Origin of the sequence: Pseudoalteromonas shioyasakiensis, from assembly GCF_019134595.1 — a bacterium.
In the GTDB taxonomy this organism is placed as follows: Bacteria; Pseudomonadota; Gammaproteobacteria; order Enterobacterales; family Alteromonadaceae; genus Pseudoalteromonas; species Pseudoalteromonas shioyasakiensis_A.
In genome coordinates this window covers 733,533-748,400 of sequence record NZ_CP077770.1, presented here as the reverse complement: position 1 = coordinate 748,400, position 14,868 = coordinate 733,533, and the positions used below count along the sequence as shown (strand labels likewise).

At 42.2% G+C, this 14,868-nt stretch carries 19 protein-coding genes; 4 read left to right on the top strand and 15 right to left on the bottom strand.

Going from position 1 to position 14,868, the window contains the following annotated elements; genetic code table 11:
- Positions 1-31: 31 nt before the first annotated feature.
- Genes KQP93_RS03575 through KQP93_RS03535 form a run of 9 tightly spaced genes read right to left on the bottom strand, consistent with a single transcriptional unit; the run spans position 32 to position 5,697 of the window.
- Positions 32-610 carry a YqaA family protein gene (locus tag KQP93_RS03575; protein ID WP_217875860.1) on the bottom strand — a complete coding sequence of 193 codons (579 nt, stop codon included), beginning with the start codon at positions 608-610 and terminating at the stop codon, positions 32-34.
- A gap of 11 nt (positions 611-621) precedes the next feature.
- Entirely contained in the window at positions 622-1,260 is a 639-nt protein-coding gene (locus tag KQP93_RS03570; protein WP_054551144.1) for a protein-L-isoaspartate(D-aspartate) O-methyltransferase, read from the bottom strand.
- Positions 1,250-2,014, bottom strand: coding sequence for a 5'/3'-nucleotidase SurE (gene surE / locus KQP93_RS03565; protein WP_217875858.1), 765 nt, complete (start codon positions 2,012-2,014; stop codon positions 1,250-1,252). The genes KQP93_RS03570 and surE overlap by 11 nt, the downstream gene beginning before the upstream one ends.
- Positions 2,015-3,043: a tRNA pseudouridine(13) synthase TruD gene (truD, locus tag KQP93_RS03560; protein WP_217875856.1), complete on the bottom strand. Its 1,029-nt coding sequence runs from the start codon at positions 3,041-3,043 to the stop codon at positions 2,015-2,017.
- Entirely contained in the window at positions 3,040-3,522 is a 483-nt protein-coding gene (gene ispF / locus KQP93_RS03555; protein ID WP_217875855.1) for a 2-C-methyl-D-erythritol 2,4-cyclodiphosphate synthase, read from the bottom strand. The genes truD and ispF overlap by 4 nt, the downstream gene beginning before the upstream one ends.
- On the bottom strand, positions 3,519-4,220 hold the full coding sequence (gene ispD, locus KQP93_RS03550) for a 2-C-methyl-D-erythritol 4-phosphate cytidylyltransferase (protein ID WP_217875853.1): 702 nt from the start codon (positions 4,218-4,220) through the stop codon (positions 3,519-3,521). The genes ispF and ispD overlap by 4 nt, the downstream gene beginning before the upstream one ends.
- Complete coding sequence (gene ftsB / locus KQP93_RS03545) at positions 4,210-4,500, bottom strand: cell division protein FtsB (RefSeq protein ID WP_054560903.1); 291 nt, start codon at positions 4,498-4,500, stop codon at positions 4,210-4,212. The genes ispD and ftsB overlap by 11 nt, the downstream gene beginning before the upstream one ends.
- 22 nt (positions 4,501-4,522) lie before the next feature.
- On the bottom strand, positions 4,523-5,155 hold the full coding sequence (locus KQP93_RS03540; RefSeq protein ID WP_217875852.1) for a hypothetical protein: 633 nt from the start codon (positions 5,153-5,155) through the stop codon (positions 4,523-4,525).
- Between the two features lie 59 nt (positions 5,156-5,214).
- Entirely contained in the window at positions 5,215-5,697 is a 483-nt protein-coding gene (locus tag KQP93_RS03535; protein WP_062564834.1) for a DUF2947 domain-containing protein, read from the bottom strand.
- A 78-nt stretch (positions 5,698-5,775) separates the two neighbouring features.
- On the opposite strand from KQP93_RS03535, the gene KQP93_RS03530 reads away from it, so the two are divergent.
- Genes KQP93_RS03530 through KQP93_RS03520 form a run of 3 tightly spaced genes read left to right on the top strand, consistent with a single transcriptional unit; the run spans position 5,776 to position 8,084 of the window.
- Positions 5,776-5,994, top strand: a complete 219-nt coding sequence (locus tag KQP93_RS03530; RefSeq protein WP_217875850.1) for a DUF1653 domain-containing protein — start codon at positions 5,776-5,778, stop codon at positions 5,992-5,994.
- 52 nt (positions 5,995-6,046) lie between these two features.
- Positions 6,047-6,895: an AAA family ATPase gene (locus KQP93_RS03525; RefSeq protein ID WP_058585777.1), complete on the top strand. Its 849-nt coding sequence runs from the start codon at positions 6,047-6,049 to the stop codon at positions 6,893-6,895.
- Position 6,896: 1 nt separating this feature from the next.
- On the top strand, positions 6,897-8,084 hold the full coding sequence (locus KQP93_RS03520) for a vWA domain-containing protein (protein WP_217875849.1): 1,188 nt from the start codon (positions 6,897-6,899) through the stop codon (positions 8,082-8,084).
- 120 nt (positions 8,085-8,204) lie between these two features.
- Here the strand turns inward: KQP93_RS03520 and KQP93_RS03515 are convergent, their stop codons facing one another.
- The 5 genes from KQP93_RS03515 to KQP93_RS03495 all read right to left on the bottom strand — a co-directional run bounded on the left by KQP93_RS03515 (position 8,205) and on the right by KQP93_RS03495 (position 11,723).
- Positions 8,205-9,377 carry an NRAMP family divalent metal transporter gene (locus KQP93_RS03515; RefSeq protein WP_440590132.1) on the bottom strand — a complete coding sequence of 391 codons (1,173 nt, stop codon included), beginning with the start codon at positions 9,375-9,377 and terminating at the stop codon, positions 8,205-8,207.
- 176 nt (positions 9,378-9,553) lie between these two features.
- Positions 9,554-10,108 (bottom strand): hypothetical protein, encoded by a 555-nt coding sequence (locus KQP93_RS03510; protein ID WP_217875846.1) that lies wholly within the window; start codon positions 10,106-10,108, stop codon positions 9,554-9,556.
- A complete protein-coding gene (locus KQP93_RS03505) occupies positions 10,102-10,536 on the bottom strand; it encodes a hypothetical protein (RefSeq protein WP_217875844.1) in 435 nt (144 codons plus the stop codon). The genes KQP93_RS03510 and KQP93_RS03505 overlap by 7 nt, the downstream gene beginning before the upstream one ends.
- Positions 10,537-10,872: 336 nt before the next feature.
- Positions 10,873-11,229, bottom strand: a complete 357-nt coding sequence (gene hpf, locus KQP93_RS03500; RefSeq protein WP_054560910.1) for a ribosome hibernation-promoting factor, HPF/YfiA family — start codon at positions 11,227-11,229, stop codon at positions 10,873-10,875.
- A gap of 182 nt (positions 11,230-11,411) precedes the next feature.
- The gene (locus KQP93_RS03495; RefSeq protein WP_054551131.1) at positions 11,412-11,723 is read right to left on the bottom strand and encodes a pyrimidine/purine nucleoside phosphorylase; all 312 of its coding nucleotides are present in this window, start codon (positions 11,721-11,723) and stop codon (positions 11,412-11,414) included.
- Positions 11,724-12,079: 356 nt separating this feature from the next.
- Between KQP93_RS03495 and KQP93_RS03490 the strand changes: the two genes are divergently transcribed.
- Positions 12,080-12,505 carry a hypothetical protein gene (locus KQP93_RS03490; protein WP_217875843.1) on the top strand — a complete coding sequence of 142 codons (426 nt, stop codon included), beginning with the start codon at positions 12,080-12,082 and terminating at the stop codon, positions 12,503-12,505.
- A gap of 250 nt (positions 12,506-12,755) precedes the next feature.
- On the opposite strand, the gene tkt is transcribed toward KQP93_RS03490, so the two are convergent.
- Complete coding sequence (gene tkt / locus KQP93_RS03485; protein ID WP_217875842.1) at positions 12,756-14,747, bottom strand: transketolase; 1,992 nt, start codon at positions 14,745-14,747, stop codon at positions 12,756-12,758.
- Between the last annotated feature and the right edge of the window lie 121 nt (positions 14,748-14,868).

Below are 14,868 nucleotides of genomic sequence, written 5' to 3'. Positions count from 1 at the left end.
CCTTATCGTACTAGTTTAATGTTTTTGCGGGTTATCGTAGTAAAAAGTACGCAACCACAACTAAAACAACTAATCCCCAGCCAAGCGCTTCAACATATTGACGTAATTTTTGCTCCATTTTAACGCCGCCCCACTTCATTAAAGCCGACACTAAGAAGAAACGCGCGCCACGGCCTATTGCCGAGGCAACTAAAAATGGTAGGAATGCCATTTGCATTAAACCTGCACCTATGGTGAAAACCTTATAAGGTATAGGAGAGAAGCCTGCTAAAAACACCACCCATACACCGTAGTTTTCAAACCAACTCAGCGCTGTGTCGAATTTGGCTTGCCAACCCATTTGCGCAATAAGCGGTTCAACTACCGGTTCGAATAACCAAAAGCCTAGTAAGTAACCTAAAATACCGCCAATCACAGAAGCAATCGTGGTAAAGCTGGCAAAGCGCCATGCTTTATCTGGCTGAGCAAGCGACATAGGGGCTAGCATGACATCCGGGGGGACCGGAAAAAAAACAGATTCAGCAAAACTCATCCCTGCTAAATAACGCTCCGCATGACGGTGTTTAGCCCATACCAGCGCCATATCATATAACTTAGTAAACAACTTCAAAGTATAACGTCCTATTCAATATCACCAGGTACCAAAGGTACAAATCGTACTGGTGCAACTTTATGTTCTGTAAAAGTGTCGCCGTTTCTAACGACCATCATTAATTGCTGATCTTGCTCACCGATAGGTGCAATCATAACGCCCCCATCAGCAAGTTGTGCTAGAAGCCCTTGTGGCATAGTAGCCGCTGCTGCTGTGACAATAATCCCCTCAAACGGAGCTTGCGACTGCCAGCCTTGCCAACCGTCACCGTGTTTCATGGTGACATTATATAAATCAAGCTTATGCAAACGGCGTTTTGCTTGCCATTGCAATGCTTTAATACGCTCTACCGAGCAAACTTTAGTGAAGGTTTTCGCCAGTATTGCCGTTTGGTAGCCAGAGCCCGTGCCAATTTCGAGCACTTTATCACGTACGCCCGCTAAGCGAAGCAGCTCTGTCATGCGTGCGACAATATATGGCTGCGAAATCGTTTGTCCTTGACCTATTGGCAATGCGGTATTTTGATAAGCTTTGTGCTGCAAAACATCATCGATAAAAATGTGTCTGGGTGTTGAGGCTATCGCTTCAAGCACAGTACTGTCTTCTACACCCTCACGTTTTAATAGTTCAGCTAATGCCAGTGCACTGCGATTATAATTAGTCAGCACTATTAATCTCCATATTTGCTAACCAGCTATCGACGGCTTGTAAGCTTTCTTTCGCCGTCATATCAACACTAAGCGGGGTCACTGATGCGTAACCATTATTAATGGCATAAAAATCGGTGCCTTCACCTGCATCACTTTCAGCACCAAGGGTACCATACCAATAAATGTCACGGCCCCATGGGTCTTGTTGTTTAGTCATGGTTTCAGCTTTATGACGCGAACCTAAACGGGTTACCTTGACTCCTTTTAGCTCTGTAAGCGGAATATCTGGCACGTTTAAGTTGATGATTTGATCTTTCGGTAATGGGTGCGATGCCAACTCTTTGATAATACTCACCGCAACCGCAGCAGCAGTTTCAAAGTGATTTCCTTCTTTAGAGCATAACGACACAGCAATCGCTGGCAGTCCTAAGTGGCGGCCTTCAGTCGCCGCTGCTACTGTACCTGAATACAAGGTATCATCACCTAGGTTGGCACCGTGGTTTATTCCTGCTACCACTAGATCTGGCTGCAGCTCGACTAATTCATTAACTCCCAAATGCACACAGTCAGTCGGCGTGCCATTAATCGAAATAAAGCCATTATCAAGGGTAGTTGCACGAAGTGGATTCATGAGCGTTAATGAATTACTTGCGCCACTACAATTACGATCTGGCGCTACTAAGGTCACATCTGCTATTTGCGTCAATGCATGATACAAAACCGCAATCCCTTTAGCATGTACGCCATCATCATTGCTCAATAAGATTTTCATTTACGCATCCTTTTGTTTTTGTTCTCTGGGGCTTGCATCTTGATAATCCACCAGCTCACGCAGCAAGGCGGTAGCAAAACAGCCTTTTGGTAAACCAAAACTTAACTTTAAAGTAGTTTCGTCAATCGTTTCAACCGCTAATGAATCAGGAATAAGTCGTAACATTCTACGCTCATTCTTAAGGCCAAGTTCGCTAAGGCCATCTATCCAAGACTGATAAGGTTCGAGCCACTCTTTTTCGGTCTCGGTCAGGCCTTTTTCGCCTTTACCAACCATAGGGGCCGACATCACAATATCGCCAGACGCTAACCGAGCAATATTGTCATCACTAATGTTGTCTTCAAAAAAAGCATTACTGCCGCTGAGCATAAACACTTCGCGGTGCATTGTTTTCGCAAGGCCGTGCTCGGCAACCCGCATACTTACGATTTCATTAAATACATAAGAGCGCGCAGCTGAAATAACTAAACCACGCAATTTTTTATCGCGGATACGCTCTCCAGCAAACATTCGCTTTGCCATTTCAAGATTGTGACCACCATGGCCAAAGCGCTGCTCGCCAAAATAATTAGGCACACCTGCGCGCACCGCGTTAATACGACACAAAATATCCAGCGGCTCAGTCACATTACGTAATGTAATAGTAAAGCGATTGCCTTTATGGCAGCCAGTTCTGAGCTTACGGTTATGGCGCTGTTGCGATATTACAAAAAATTGCTCGTTATTCAGTTCACTAAATTCTATGTGCTTTTTAATTGGTACTGGCACGCTAAACCATTGGGTACACACGCCATGACGGTCTTTTAAGCCTGCATAACTCACATCACGTGGAGATACCCCTGCTTTTTCTGCAATGCGTTTCGCAATAAACTGAGTATTTTCGCCTTTTTTTACAACCTGCAAGCAAACATGTTCACCAGAACCGGTAAACTCAATACCTAAGTCTTCATCAACCATGAAGTCTTCGGCGTGAGTTTTGAAGTCAGCCTTAGAAAGAGGTTTACCGTAAAGGTAGTTTAACTCACTCATGCGCTTTGTTTGCTCATAATCACCACTGCGTGACTTGAGATACCTTCTTTGCGGCCTTCAAACCCAAGCTTCTCAGTGGTTGTTGCTTTCACATTAACTTGTGAAATATCAGCTTCAAGGTCTTGGCATAAGTTTTCACGCATTGCTTGAATATGTGGCAACATTTTTGGTGCTTGCGCAACAATCGTGACATCGGCATTGCCAAGTACATAACCTTGCTCTTTAGCAAGACCAACCACGTGGCGTAGTAAAATTCGGCTATCAATATTTTCGTATTCGCTAGCAGTATCAGGGAAATGCTTACCAATATCACCCATTGCCAATGAACCTAAAATAGCATCACACAATGCGTGAATGGCAACGTCACCATCTGAATGCGCTAAAAAGCCTTGTGGGTAATCTATTTTTTCACCACAAATTACCAACGGGCCTTCGCCGCCAAATTTGTGTACATCAAAGCCATGGCCAATTCGAATCATGAGGTACTCTCGTTTTGTTGTTTTTGCAGTAAAAATGCTGCTAAATCTAAATCTTCTGGGGTGGTAATTTTAATATTGTCACTGCGACCAGCAACCAGCTTAACAGGCTGCTTAGCCCATTCAATTGCCGATGCTTCATCAGTGATAGTCACACCATTTTTAAGGGCACTTGATAGCGCATTAGTCAGCGCCTGATAAGGGAAAAACTGAGGGGTGAGTGCCTGCCATAAATCATCACGTGGCACTGTTTGCTCACTGTGGGTATGACCGCGCTTAATAGTGTCTTTTACTTTTGCCGCTAAAATACCGCCTTCATTGGCAGCGATACATTCAGTTATTAAACGCTGAATATCAGCCAAGCACACTAACGGCCTTGCCGCATCGTGAACAAGCACCCAATCAGGTGGGTTATCCGCTAGTGATAACAATGCATTGAGCACTGAATCAGCGCGCTCTTTACCACCAGACACGCGCTCAATACGCTTATCAATGTGAGGTAAATCAGCAAAGTAACCGTCATCATCGCTAACTGCTACTTTGATGGTATTTAATTCGTTAAGTTCTGCAAGTTTACTCAGGGTATGTTCTAAAATAGTTTTACCCGCAAGTTCAATATACTGCTTTGGCGCCGAATGCTGCATTCGACTGCCTACTCCCGCAGCGGGAACAATGGCGGTGATAGTTTGCTTAGTGTTCATTTTGCTGTTGACCTGGTAATACGCGAATAAAGGTTTCGCCAGGTTTAATCATTCCTAATTCATTGCGCGCCCGCTCTTCGATGCCCTCTTGACCGAGTTTTAAGTCTTCAATATCGGCTTTGAGCACTTTGTTGCGCTTTAACAATTTCGCATTGGTGTCTTGATGAGAGGTAACCGCTTGTTTTAAACGAGTGTAATCTTGCACCCCATTATGGCCAAACCATAAGCGGTACTGAATAAATAAAGCCAAACACAACAAGGCGAATTGAAAAACCCGCATTGAACACTCCTTCGCGGTTAAATTAAGTCAAAGGGCGTTTTAAATTACGCCAATTTATATTGCTTGCTAGCAGCATTTCTCTTAATGACAAACGCTTGGGTGTGATGCGTTTATTAAATTGCCATTGATGACCGCAACACGCCGCTGCCATCACCGCCTTTGCAGGCTTAAGCAATTGAATATGCGTGCTTTCTAGCGATTCACCGGAAGTATCAAACCAACCAAGCTCGTTGCAATGTACCTTATTGTCGCTTACTTGATCTAAGCTGTCTATGCGCACAGTTGTACATTGCTCGTCATTAATTAGCACGGGAACAATTAACCCGCGCTTAGCATGTTGACTATAAAAGTCTTTTGAGTCTTTTTTATTATAAACAGGCGGCGTTGTTTTTTGTTTTTCAAGCCAACTGCCATTTTGTGAATCGAGCTGTAGTGGTGCATCACCACTGACAATACGCATGGCTAAACGCTCAATATAGTAAGGCAGGCTTGCTAATAAGCGTTTTAGCCTTGCAGCATCAGGTTCATCAACTAAACGCGGGATCTCACGAGCATAAAATGCATTACACAACTGCGCATACAAAGCACGCTCGGCATCAGTTTGCCAAATTTCGGCTTGTTGCGAGTGTTCGCTCTGTGAAGTTGGTTTAGACAATGCGCGCTCTTATAAAACAATTGCTTGACTGTTTTATAGCATAGAGCGTTTATTGAGCGCTACTTTACTGCGCCTTTTTTACCCAATTTTGCGTTACCAGTTTCTAAAAACTGCACCACTGCATCACGCTTTTTACCTAATAACAAACTACCATCAGCTAAAAACATAAAGTTTTGCCAACAACGTTTAAAAACGGCAAAGCTGGTTTCAATAATATTGTCACGAGCCATGCAAAAATAAACAGTGGTGTTTGCTTCCCACTCTAAGTGGTTAAGGATTTCTTCTGGTAACTGTTCGTCGCCAGCTTCCCATGCACTTTCCCAGTTAATAGTCTCTGAAAAGCTGTCGTCTTTGCCGCACCAATCTGTTTTATCAAAAAAGTCAGGGTGATCATGCTCGCGGCTCACCATAGTAGTCCATAAAACCGCAGCACGTTCAGCGCTCATTGGTTTAATTTGTGCTGCGTCTTCGCTGCTTATCGGCATATCTTTATGACGAAAAACCCAGGCTTTTTTGTATTCATCTAACGAAATATAATTCATAGTTTAGGCAGTTTGTTTCAGCGTAAAATGTGCAAACTGCAATTATACCCAAATGACTCCAAGATGCGAGATAAACACATGACAATCAAATCCGGTATTTACCAACATTACAAAGGTCCAAAATACAAAGTTGAATATGTTGCCACCCACAGCGAAACGAATGAGCCTCTGGTAATTTACCAAGCGCTATATGGCGAATTTGGGATGTGGGCACGCCCGCTTAGTATGTTTACAGAAACCGTCACTGTAGAGGGTAAAACGATACCGCGTTTTGCATACCTTTCAGACGCCGACTAACTGTGGCATCATGACGTTATTAATCACTGCTCAGACCAGATAAGGTGACATCGTGCTTTTTAATTCAACCGATAACTACATTGCCAGTAACTCATTAAAACAAGCGGTTAACGCAGCGATCTTGCTCGAAAAGCCGCTGCTAATAAAAGGTGAGCCCGGCACAGGTAAAACCATGCTGGCCGAGGAGCTTGCAAAAAGCTTAGACACCACACTAATTCAATGGCACATCAAATCAACCACTAAGGCGCAGCAAGGCCTGTATGAATATGATGCGGTATCGCGCCTTCGCGACAGCCAGTTAGGTGATGAGCGTGTGCACGATATCAGCAACTACATTGTAAAAGGGAAATTATGGCAAGCCTTTACCTATGGTGAGCAACATAACAAGCGCCCTGTGCTATTGATTGATGAAATAGACAAAGCCGATATTGAATTTCCCAACGACTTGCTATTAGAGCTCGATAAAATGGAGTTTCATGTTTATGAGACTGGCGAGCGCGTGGTTGCTAAGCAACGTCCTATTGTGATCATCACGTCAAATAACGAAAAAGAGCTGCCTGATGCCTTTTTACGTCGCTGTTTCTTCCATTACATTGATTTTCCAAGTAGTGAAGAAATGGCACAAATTATAGATGTACATCACCCGCATGTTAAACAAGACCTAGTTCGCCAAGCACTTGAGGTGTTTTTTAATCTACGTGAAGTAAACGGCATTAAGAAAAAACCATCAACCAGCGAATTGCTTGATTGGTTAAAGCTGCTGATGGCTGAAGATATAGATGCTAAAACACTGCATGATAAAAGCCAAAAAGGCGGCTTAATGCCCATGTTTGGCGCGTTATTAAAGAACGAGCAAGACATTAGCTTAGTCGAAAAGCTTGCGTTTATGAGCCGCCGTTAAGATGTTAATTGCGTTTTTCTTTAAGCTTCGCGAATACCGCTTACCAGTTAGTTTGCGAGAGCTACTTGATTTGATCAATGCGCTCAAGCAAGGGGTTATTTTTGCAGACGTTGACGCGTTTTATTACTTAGCGCGTACCATCATGGTTAAGGATGAAACCCACTTTGATCGTTTTGATAAAGCCTTTGCTGATTACTTTAGTGGAGTCGCCGACCTTGATCTGCTCGAAAGCTTAAAACAGCAACACGCCTTGCCTGACGATTGGCTACGCAAAGAGTTTGAAAAGCATTTAAGTGACGAAGAAAAAGCGCAATTACAAGCCATGGGCGGCCTTGATAAACTTATGGAAACCCTCAAGCAACGCCTTGAAGAGCAGCAAAAGCGCCATGCTGGAGGTAATAAATGGGTCGGTACCGGTGGTACTTCGCCATTTGGCGCCTATGGTTATAACCCTGAAGGTGTGCGTATCGGCCAAGACGGTAACCGACATCGCCGTGCGGTAAAAGTATGGGACAAACGCAGCTACCGAAACCTTGATAGTGACCGTGAAATCGGCTCGCGCACCATTAAACTCGCCCTGAAAAAACTACGTAAATTTGCCCGTACTGGTGCCAGCGACACTCTCGATTTAACCGAAACCATCCGCGCAACCGCAAAGCAAGGCGGCATGCTCGATGTAAAAATGGCACCAGAGCGCCATAATGCGGTAAAAGTATTGATGCTGTTTGATATCGGCGGTTCAATGGATGATTACATTCATACCTGCGAAGAGCTATTTAGCGCCGCTCATAGCGAATTTAAGCACCTTGAGTTTTACTATTTTCATAACTGTTTGTATGAGCATGTTTGGCAAGACAATGAACGTCGTCACGCTAACGTAATTGATACCATGACCTTGATTAACAAGTTCACCAGCGACTACAAGGTGATCTTTGTTGGCGATGCCACCATGGGTCCTTACGAAATCGCCTACCCCGGTGGCAGCGTTGAGCATTGGAATGAAGAACCCGGCAGCGCTTGGCTAAACCGCATAACTAATCACTTTGATAAAGTCGCTTGGCTCAACCCACAACCCGTTGAACACTGGCGTTATTATCAATCAATTGATTTTATAAAGCAGTTAATGGACAACCGCATGTACCCACTCACGCTAGATGGGATTAGTAATGCGATTAGGGAGTTGAGTTAGAGCCGTCAAACAGCATAAAAACCGAGAAATGAATGTAAAGTTACAATTGTTTATAAACACAAATAACTAAGCCACTTCTCGATCAGCTATAAACTGACGGCTGAAAGCTGACAGCTCCCTTTACATTACCTTCCAAACCAAAAACACCAGCGCAAAGCCTACTAAATAAACCAAACCCAGCCAGCTTAGGGTGCGTAATAAAGGTGAGTGATGAATGCTGGGCTCTGAGCGCACTAAACTAAAGTTCAGCCATGCAAATACAGGCGTGGTTACAAAAGCGAGGGTCATGGCAAAAGTAAGCATTGGCCCAAGGGCTGATTTAAAGAATAAAATCACTGCCATGCCAGCAAATGCTTGTAGTAATAACCACATATTTAAACTGTGTTTAGATTGTTTAATCGGTAGCAGTTTATGCGACTCATTTAATGTTCTGGCGTAGCCATCAAGCACTGTTAGCGTAGTGCCAAACATACATAAAAAAGCGATACCCGAAACCAGCGGCCTTGCCCACTCACCCATAGTGAGGGCATACATATCAATTAATTGCTTTGCAAAGGCCACACCACCTAATTGCACTGCTTGTGCTTGGCCATATTGTACTAATACACCTAACGAGAAAAACACTAACGCGAGTGCTGCGGTAAGCCAGTAACCCAAATTAAAGTCAAACAAGCCTTGCTGCTTTGTCACCGCTTGTTGATGCTGCTTTTCTTTTAGCCATAGTGAGCTGATTGCTGATATTTCGATAGGAGCAGGCATCCAGCCCATGAGCGCGACCATAAAGCCAAGCATGGCAAGTTCATACGGCGACGGGCCCACATAGTCAACTGGCGCCATAGCACCATTATTAATTGCCACTACCAACGCAGCCACGGTTGTAACCGTTAGCAAGCCCATAATAAGCTTTGAGACATTATCGAGCGCCTTAAAGTGCCCTAATAATAAAATGAGCAAACACACCGCCAAAATCAGCCAACATAATAAGGTTACAGAAATAGTGACAGGTAATGCGTAGTGCAGCAGGCTGGCTGTTAATAATAAAACCCCCGCAGTATTTACTACCGCAGCGACAATATTAAGCGCAATAAAACTATAGAAATACCCCGGCCCTTTTTGCCTGTAGCCCTCAACTAAACTTTGTTTGGTCGCAAGGGTGTACTCCATACCGAATCGAAAGAATGGATACTTCAATACGTTTACTACAATGATTAGCCAAAATAGCTGCCAGCCAAATAACGACCCGGCTTGTGTTGATGCTACTAGATGTGAGCCACCAATGGCGGCTGTCGCCATTAAAATACCCGGCCCTAATGCATTTAATTTAGATTGCCAATTTGATACTGCTGATTGCATAAGTTATGTGTGTTTTATTCTTAGTAACAAGCAACTTACAGCGTTTTGTGTGAGATTGGAAGGCAATAAGTTCTATAAAACCAATTTGAAAAAATATAGTAATTATCTATTAAAATTCAAGTATTAGAGTTTCTAATATGATAGCAGGTAAAATCTTTCAACCAATTAAGGTTTTTGCGTACGTACACTCTATCTTTACGGTGATTATCTAAATAAATATGCTCAAAGCCAAATCTATCTAGATGCCTACTTGAGTGCTTAATATCAATTACCGCAAACGTAAAATTTATTTTCGACAAACATTCTAAACCCAATACCTCTAATAGTTTTTTAATTAAGACAGAACCATCTTTACTATTTAAAAAATACGCAAATGAAAAGTAAATGCAATCACACTCATTTATTAACTCTTGGTTAAAAAAACCTTTTTCATCAATATCTCCTTTACAGTAAAGCTCAAATAAAAAACTATCTGTAAATGCAATTTGAAGTACAGATCTAAGAGTATCACCTTCAATTATTCCAATACTTATAGTCTGATTTGATAACAGTATCTCTCTTTGTTCTTCGTAGCTATAAGATACTCCGTTTATTTCGTATTCTCTTTCTTTATTTATAAACTGCTCTAAGTAAGGTAACAAATCAGCATTGGTTTTTATTGATATCACCATCGATTATAAAACTCTACTCTAGCTTTATTGCTTGTTGGTGTATTGTGCCTTGCACTTGTAATCACTTCACCTTCTGCTAATTGAGCTAAACTATCTAATTTGTATAAAGCACTACCAAAAACATCGACTCCATTATCTGTACAATAGAATGACAATTGAATATATCGTGATTCTGTTATTTTTCCTTTAAATTTATAAATAGTGTTACTATTTATAGCTTTTATTTTACCACGAATAGATGAACCAAACTGTTTTACTTGAACATCCTCTTCATGGATATAATTTTCTCCATCATAATATGATACTTTCCAGCTCCCCTTTAATTTTGGAACTCCTCTAAACTGTATTTTTCTTATTCCATTCAGGGAATTTAGTAAAACCCCTCCTAAAACAATACCACAAACATTAATTAACACTTCTTTGTACATCAAACCTCCTTTTTGAAATAAGATTAAAGTGTAAAGCCACATACCACCATCCAAATAAACTAGATCTATTATCTTTATAGGTCTACCAAACTTAAAACAAGTGAAAATATAAAAATCAGTCTATGATAATTAGCCAAGTTTGAAAATCGTTGAAAACAATTAATAGTTCACCTTCATACACGAAAATATCACTATAAAAGTGCTTTGATTTGATAATGGGGTATTATTTAGCTTCATTTCATAAATATATTAAAACAAAAAAAGCCAAGCGTTTCGCAACGGTTGGCTTTTTCAGATTTAGTTTTAAGGCTAGCCGCTTAGGCTAGCGTTCTGTAATTAGTTCAGGTTCATTTCCTGGATGATTTCGTGGGCAATTTCCGGTGTAGTACTGACCGGCTTTTCGTGTAGTTTGGCTTTCATTTGCCCTTTACGATGTTTAAGTGATGCATCAAGTTTTTTTGCAGCACCTGCGATAGCTGGGTACATCACATCATCTTCAGCTTTTACTGATAAACGTGCGCCTTCATAGGTTGTACTAATCTCAGCCTGATACTTATTGTGTTCTTTTGAAAGAATAATATCGAGTGATATTAATGATGGAAAATGGCTAGCAATTTTCGAGAACTTCTCGTTGATATGAGCTCTAACAGCCTCAGTAACGTCAACATGATGACCAGAAATATTAATCTTCATAGGGTATCCTTTTTTCTTGTTACCTCACAGTTAGTATTGGGGGCGAATTGAATTAACACAAGCGAAAATTGCAGATAATTAGTAATTGATTGTAACCACAGATGATTTAGATCATGCGTTGCGGATAAAATATGCAAAAGCCCGCATCACACGGGCTTTTCAGAGAGGTTAACAACTGCTCATTAACTATACGAACAACAGTAATCAGCAAACTCGCTGACCTTTACTAGAAAGGTAACATTTGCATCAACGGTAAATGACTCTCCAGCTTGCATTGTTTGCCATTCGCTCTCACCGGGTAAAAGCACTTGCCAACTGCCACCGTTAAGCTCCATCAACTCTTTTTTGCTCGTAGCAAACTCAAACTCACCCGGTTGCATAAAGCCTAACGTCTTCGTGCTGCCATCAGCAAATACCACAGTACGGCTAGACACTTTACCGTCAAAATACACATTGGCTTTTTTCAGCACACTTACATTATCAAACTGAGACATCCTCACTCCTATTGTTTTGTTATTAAGCTACAGACAGTGCCAGTTGTCGGTTTAGCATTCAAGGGGAGCTGGGTGAGAAATAATCAAGTCGGGTTAGCTTTAAGCCATAAGCTGTCAGTTTTGAGCAGCTCGTGCAATTGTGCTAGGTCGTGCTTTAGCGCGACAGAGTGTGGTAATGGTTTACTGGCTCTTCAATCGCAATAGGTTCATTTGAATAACACTTGTTTCCCTCTTAACAAATTAAAAGGGGTCACTCTTAAGATATTTTAAGTGTTAGACGTTGATTTTAATTTAAAATGGACTAACTTTCTGAAACTAAATCTTTTATCGATAAATTTTCAATCAAGCAGAAAACTGTGAATTTTGCTAGAAAAGCTATCATAATAATTGGTGAAATAATGAAAAAATTGCTTACAATCTGTTTGTGCACATTCAGCGTTTTGTCACACGCTTATTCTTCAGAAAGAGCCATAGCAAATTTATCATCAGACTATGCCACTTGTGCAGCATATTATCTATTCATGGCCAAAGGCCTTGAAGCCAGTGACTCTGATAGTTCTCAGCTGACTAGAATGGGAATATTAGCCTTTGAGGGTGCAGTAATGCTTTCAAATAAAAAAGTCACAAAGTCTCGTGTAAAGTTAAGTTATCAACAATTAGTAGAAGAAACAGGCAGTAACTTTTCCAATTCTGCAATTCTAATCGAGAAATATGGTTTGATATGTAAATCCGTTCTTGAAAATCCTGAAACACGCTTAAACTACTGGCTTAATAAAAAGTAACACAAAAGCATTACCGCTCGTTTGTATCTCACTTTATCTTAAACAAATTTGACTTCAAGTATTCAACCAAAAAGCATAACTTTTCACGCGAAATAAATTTCACGCCTACGGTGAGGTGGGTTTTAAAACTGATGGCTGACAGCTGCGAATGTGTTGGGTTTCACTCCGTTCTACCCAACCTACCAGTCAAACACAAAAAAACCCGCGCTGTAGCTAACAGGGCGGGCTTTTAAGTTTTAGCGGCTAAAGCTTAGAACAAGGCGTTTGCTTTGTTTACGATGTTTTCAACAGTGAAACCAAAGTGCTTGAATAGCTCGCCTGCAGGTGCTGACTCACCGAATGTCGTCATACCAACTACTGCGCCATTTAGGCCTACATATTTATACCAGTAGTCTGCGATGCCCGCTTCGATTGCTACGCGGCGTGTAACGCTTGCAGGTAATACGCTTTCTTTATACGCAGCGTCTTGCTCATCAAATAAATCAGTTGAAGGCATAGACACCACACGTACTTTTTTACCTTGTGAACGAAGTTCTGCAGCGGCATCTTGTGCAAGCTGTACTTCAGAACCTGTTGCAATAAGGATAAGCTCTGGCTCACCGTCACAGCTAAGTACGTAACCACCTTTTTTCACATCGGCTAACTGCTGTGCAGTACGCGCTTGTTGCTCAAGGCCTTGACGAGTGAAAATGAGTGACGTTGGGCCATCTTTACGCTCAATTGCTTGTTGCCATGCAATCGCTGACTCAACTTGGTCACATGGACGCCAGTTCACTAGGTTAGGCGTTAAACGCATGCTTGCGATTTGCTCTACCGGTTGGTGCGTTGGGCCATCTTCACCTAGACCAATTGAATCGTGTGTGTAAACGAAGATGCTTGGCTGCTTCATTAATGCCGCCATACGTACTGCGTTACGTGCGTATTCCATGAACATTAAGAATGTAGCACCGTAAGGAATAAAGCCTTTGTGCAATGCAATACCATTCATAATCGCTGACATACCAAATTCACGTACACCGTAGAAAATGTAGTTACCACTTGCATCGTTTGCTTCTAGGCCTTTTGAGCCATCCCAAAGTGTTAAGTTAGAACCAGCAAGGTCAGCAGAGCCACCCATGAATTCTGGTAGTAACGGGCCAAACGCGTTTAATGCATTTTGTGATGCTTTACGTGTTGCTGGGTTTGCTGGGTTTGCTTGTAGGCCTTCGATGTAAGCTTGTGACTTTTCAGCCCAATCAGCTGGTAACTCACCATTTGTACGGCGTTTAAACTCAGCAGCAAGTTCAGGGTGTGCACTTGCGTACGCTGCAAACTTTTCGTCCCAGCTTGCTTCTAGTTGCTTACCTTTTTCTTTGCCATCCCACTCGCTGTAGATATCAGCAGGGATTTCAAATGCATCGCCAGTCCAACCTAGGAACTCACGAGATGCTTTAATTTCGTCTTCACCTAGTGGCGCACCGTGACAGTCATGGCTACCTGATTTGTTAGGTGAACCGTAACCAATCACTGTTTTACAACAAATTAATGATGGCTTATCAGTGATGCTACGCGCTTCTTCGATAGCGGCGCGAATTGCATCAGGGTTATGACCATCAACATCACTTACTACGTGCCAGCCGTATGCTTTGAAGCGCGCTGGTGTGTCATCGCTGAACCAACCTTCTACTTCACCATCAATTGAGATGCCATTGTCATCCCAAAACGCAACTAGTTTACCTAGGCCTAATGTACCGGCTAATGAACAGGCTTCGTGTGAAATACCTTCCATTAAACAGCCATCACCCATGAATGCATACGTGAAGTGGTCAACAATATCGTGGCCTTCACGGTTAAACTGTGCAGCTAGCGCTTTTTCGGCAATTGCCATGCCCACTGCATTTGTGATCCCTTGACCTAATGGACCCGTAGTAGTCTCAATACCTGGTGCATACCCATACTCTGGGTGACCTGGTGTTTTTGAGTGCATTTGACGGAAATTTTTAATTTCATCTAATGGTAAGTCATAGCCACTTAGGTGCAGTAGAGAATAGATCAGCATTGAACCGTGGCCATTCGAAAGAATAAATCGATCTCGGTCTGCCCACTCTGGATTCGTTGGATTGTGCTTTAGATAATCGCGCCATAGTACTTCTGCGATATCTGCCATGCCCATAGGGGCGCCAGGGTGACCAGATTTGGCCTGTTGTACTGCGTCCATTGATAAGACGCGAATAGCATTTGCAAGTTCTTTGCGTGATGGCATGAATTCTCCTACCTTTATGTATTTGCGCTGGTTGTTTATGAAGCCCCATTCTTACTTATTGTAAGGGTACAGTGCAATTAAAAATCCGCATTAAATGCACCAATTATGGGCGTTTATTAAG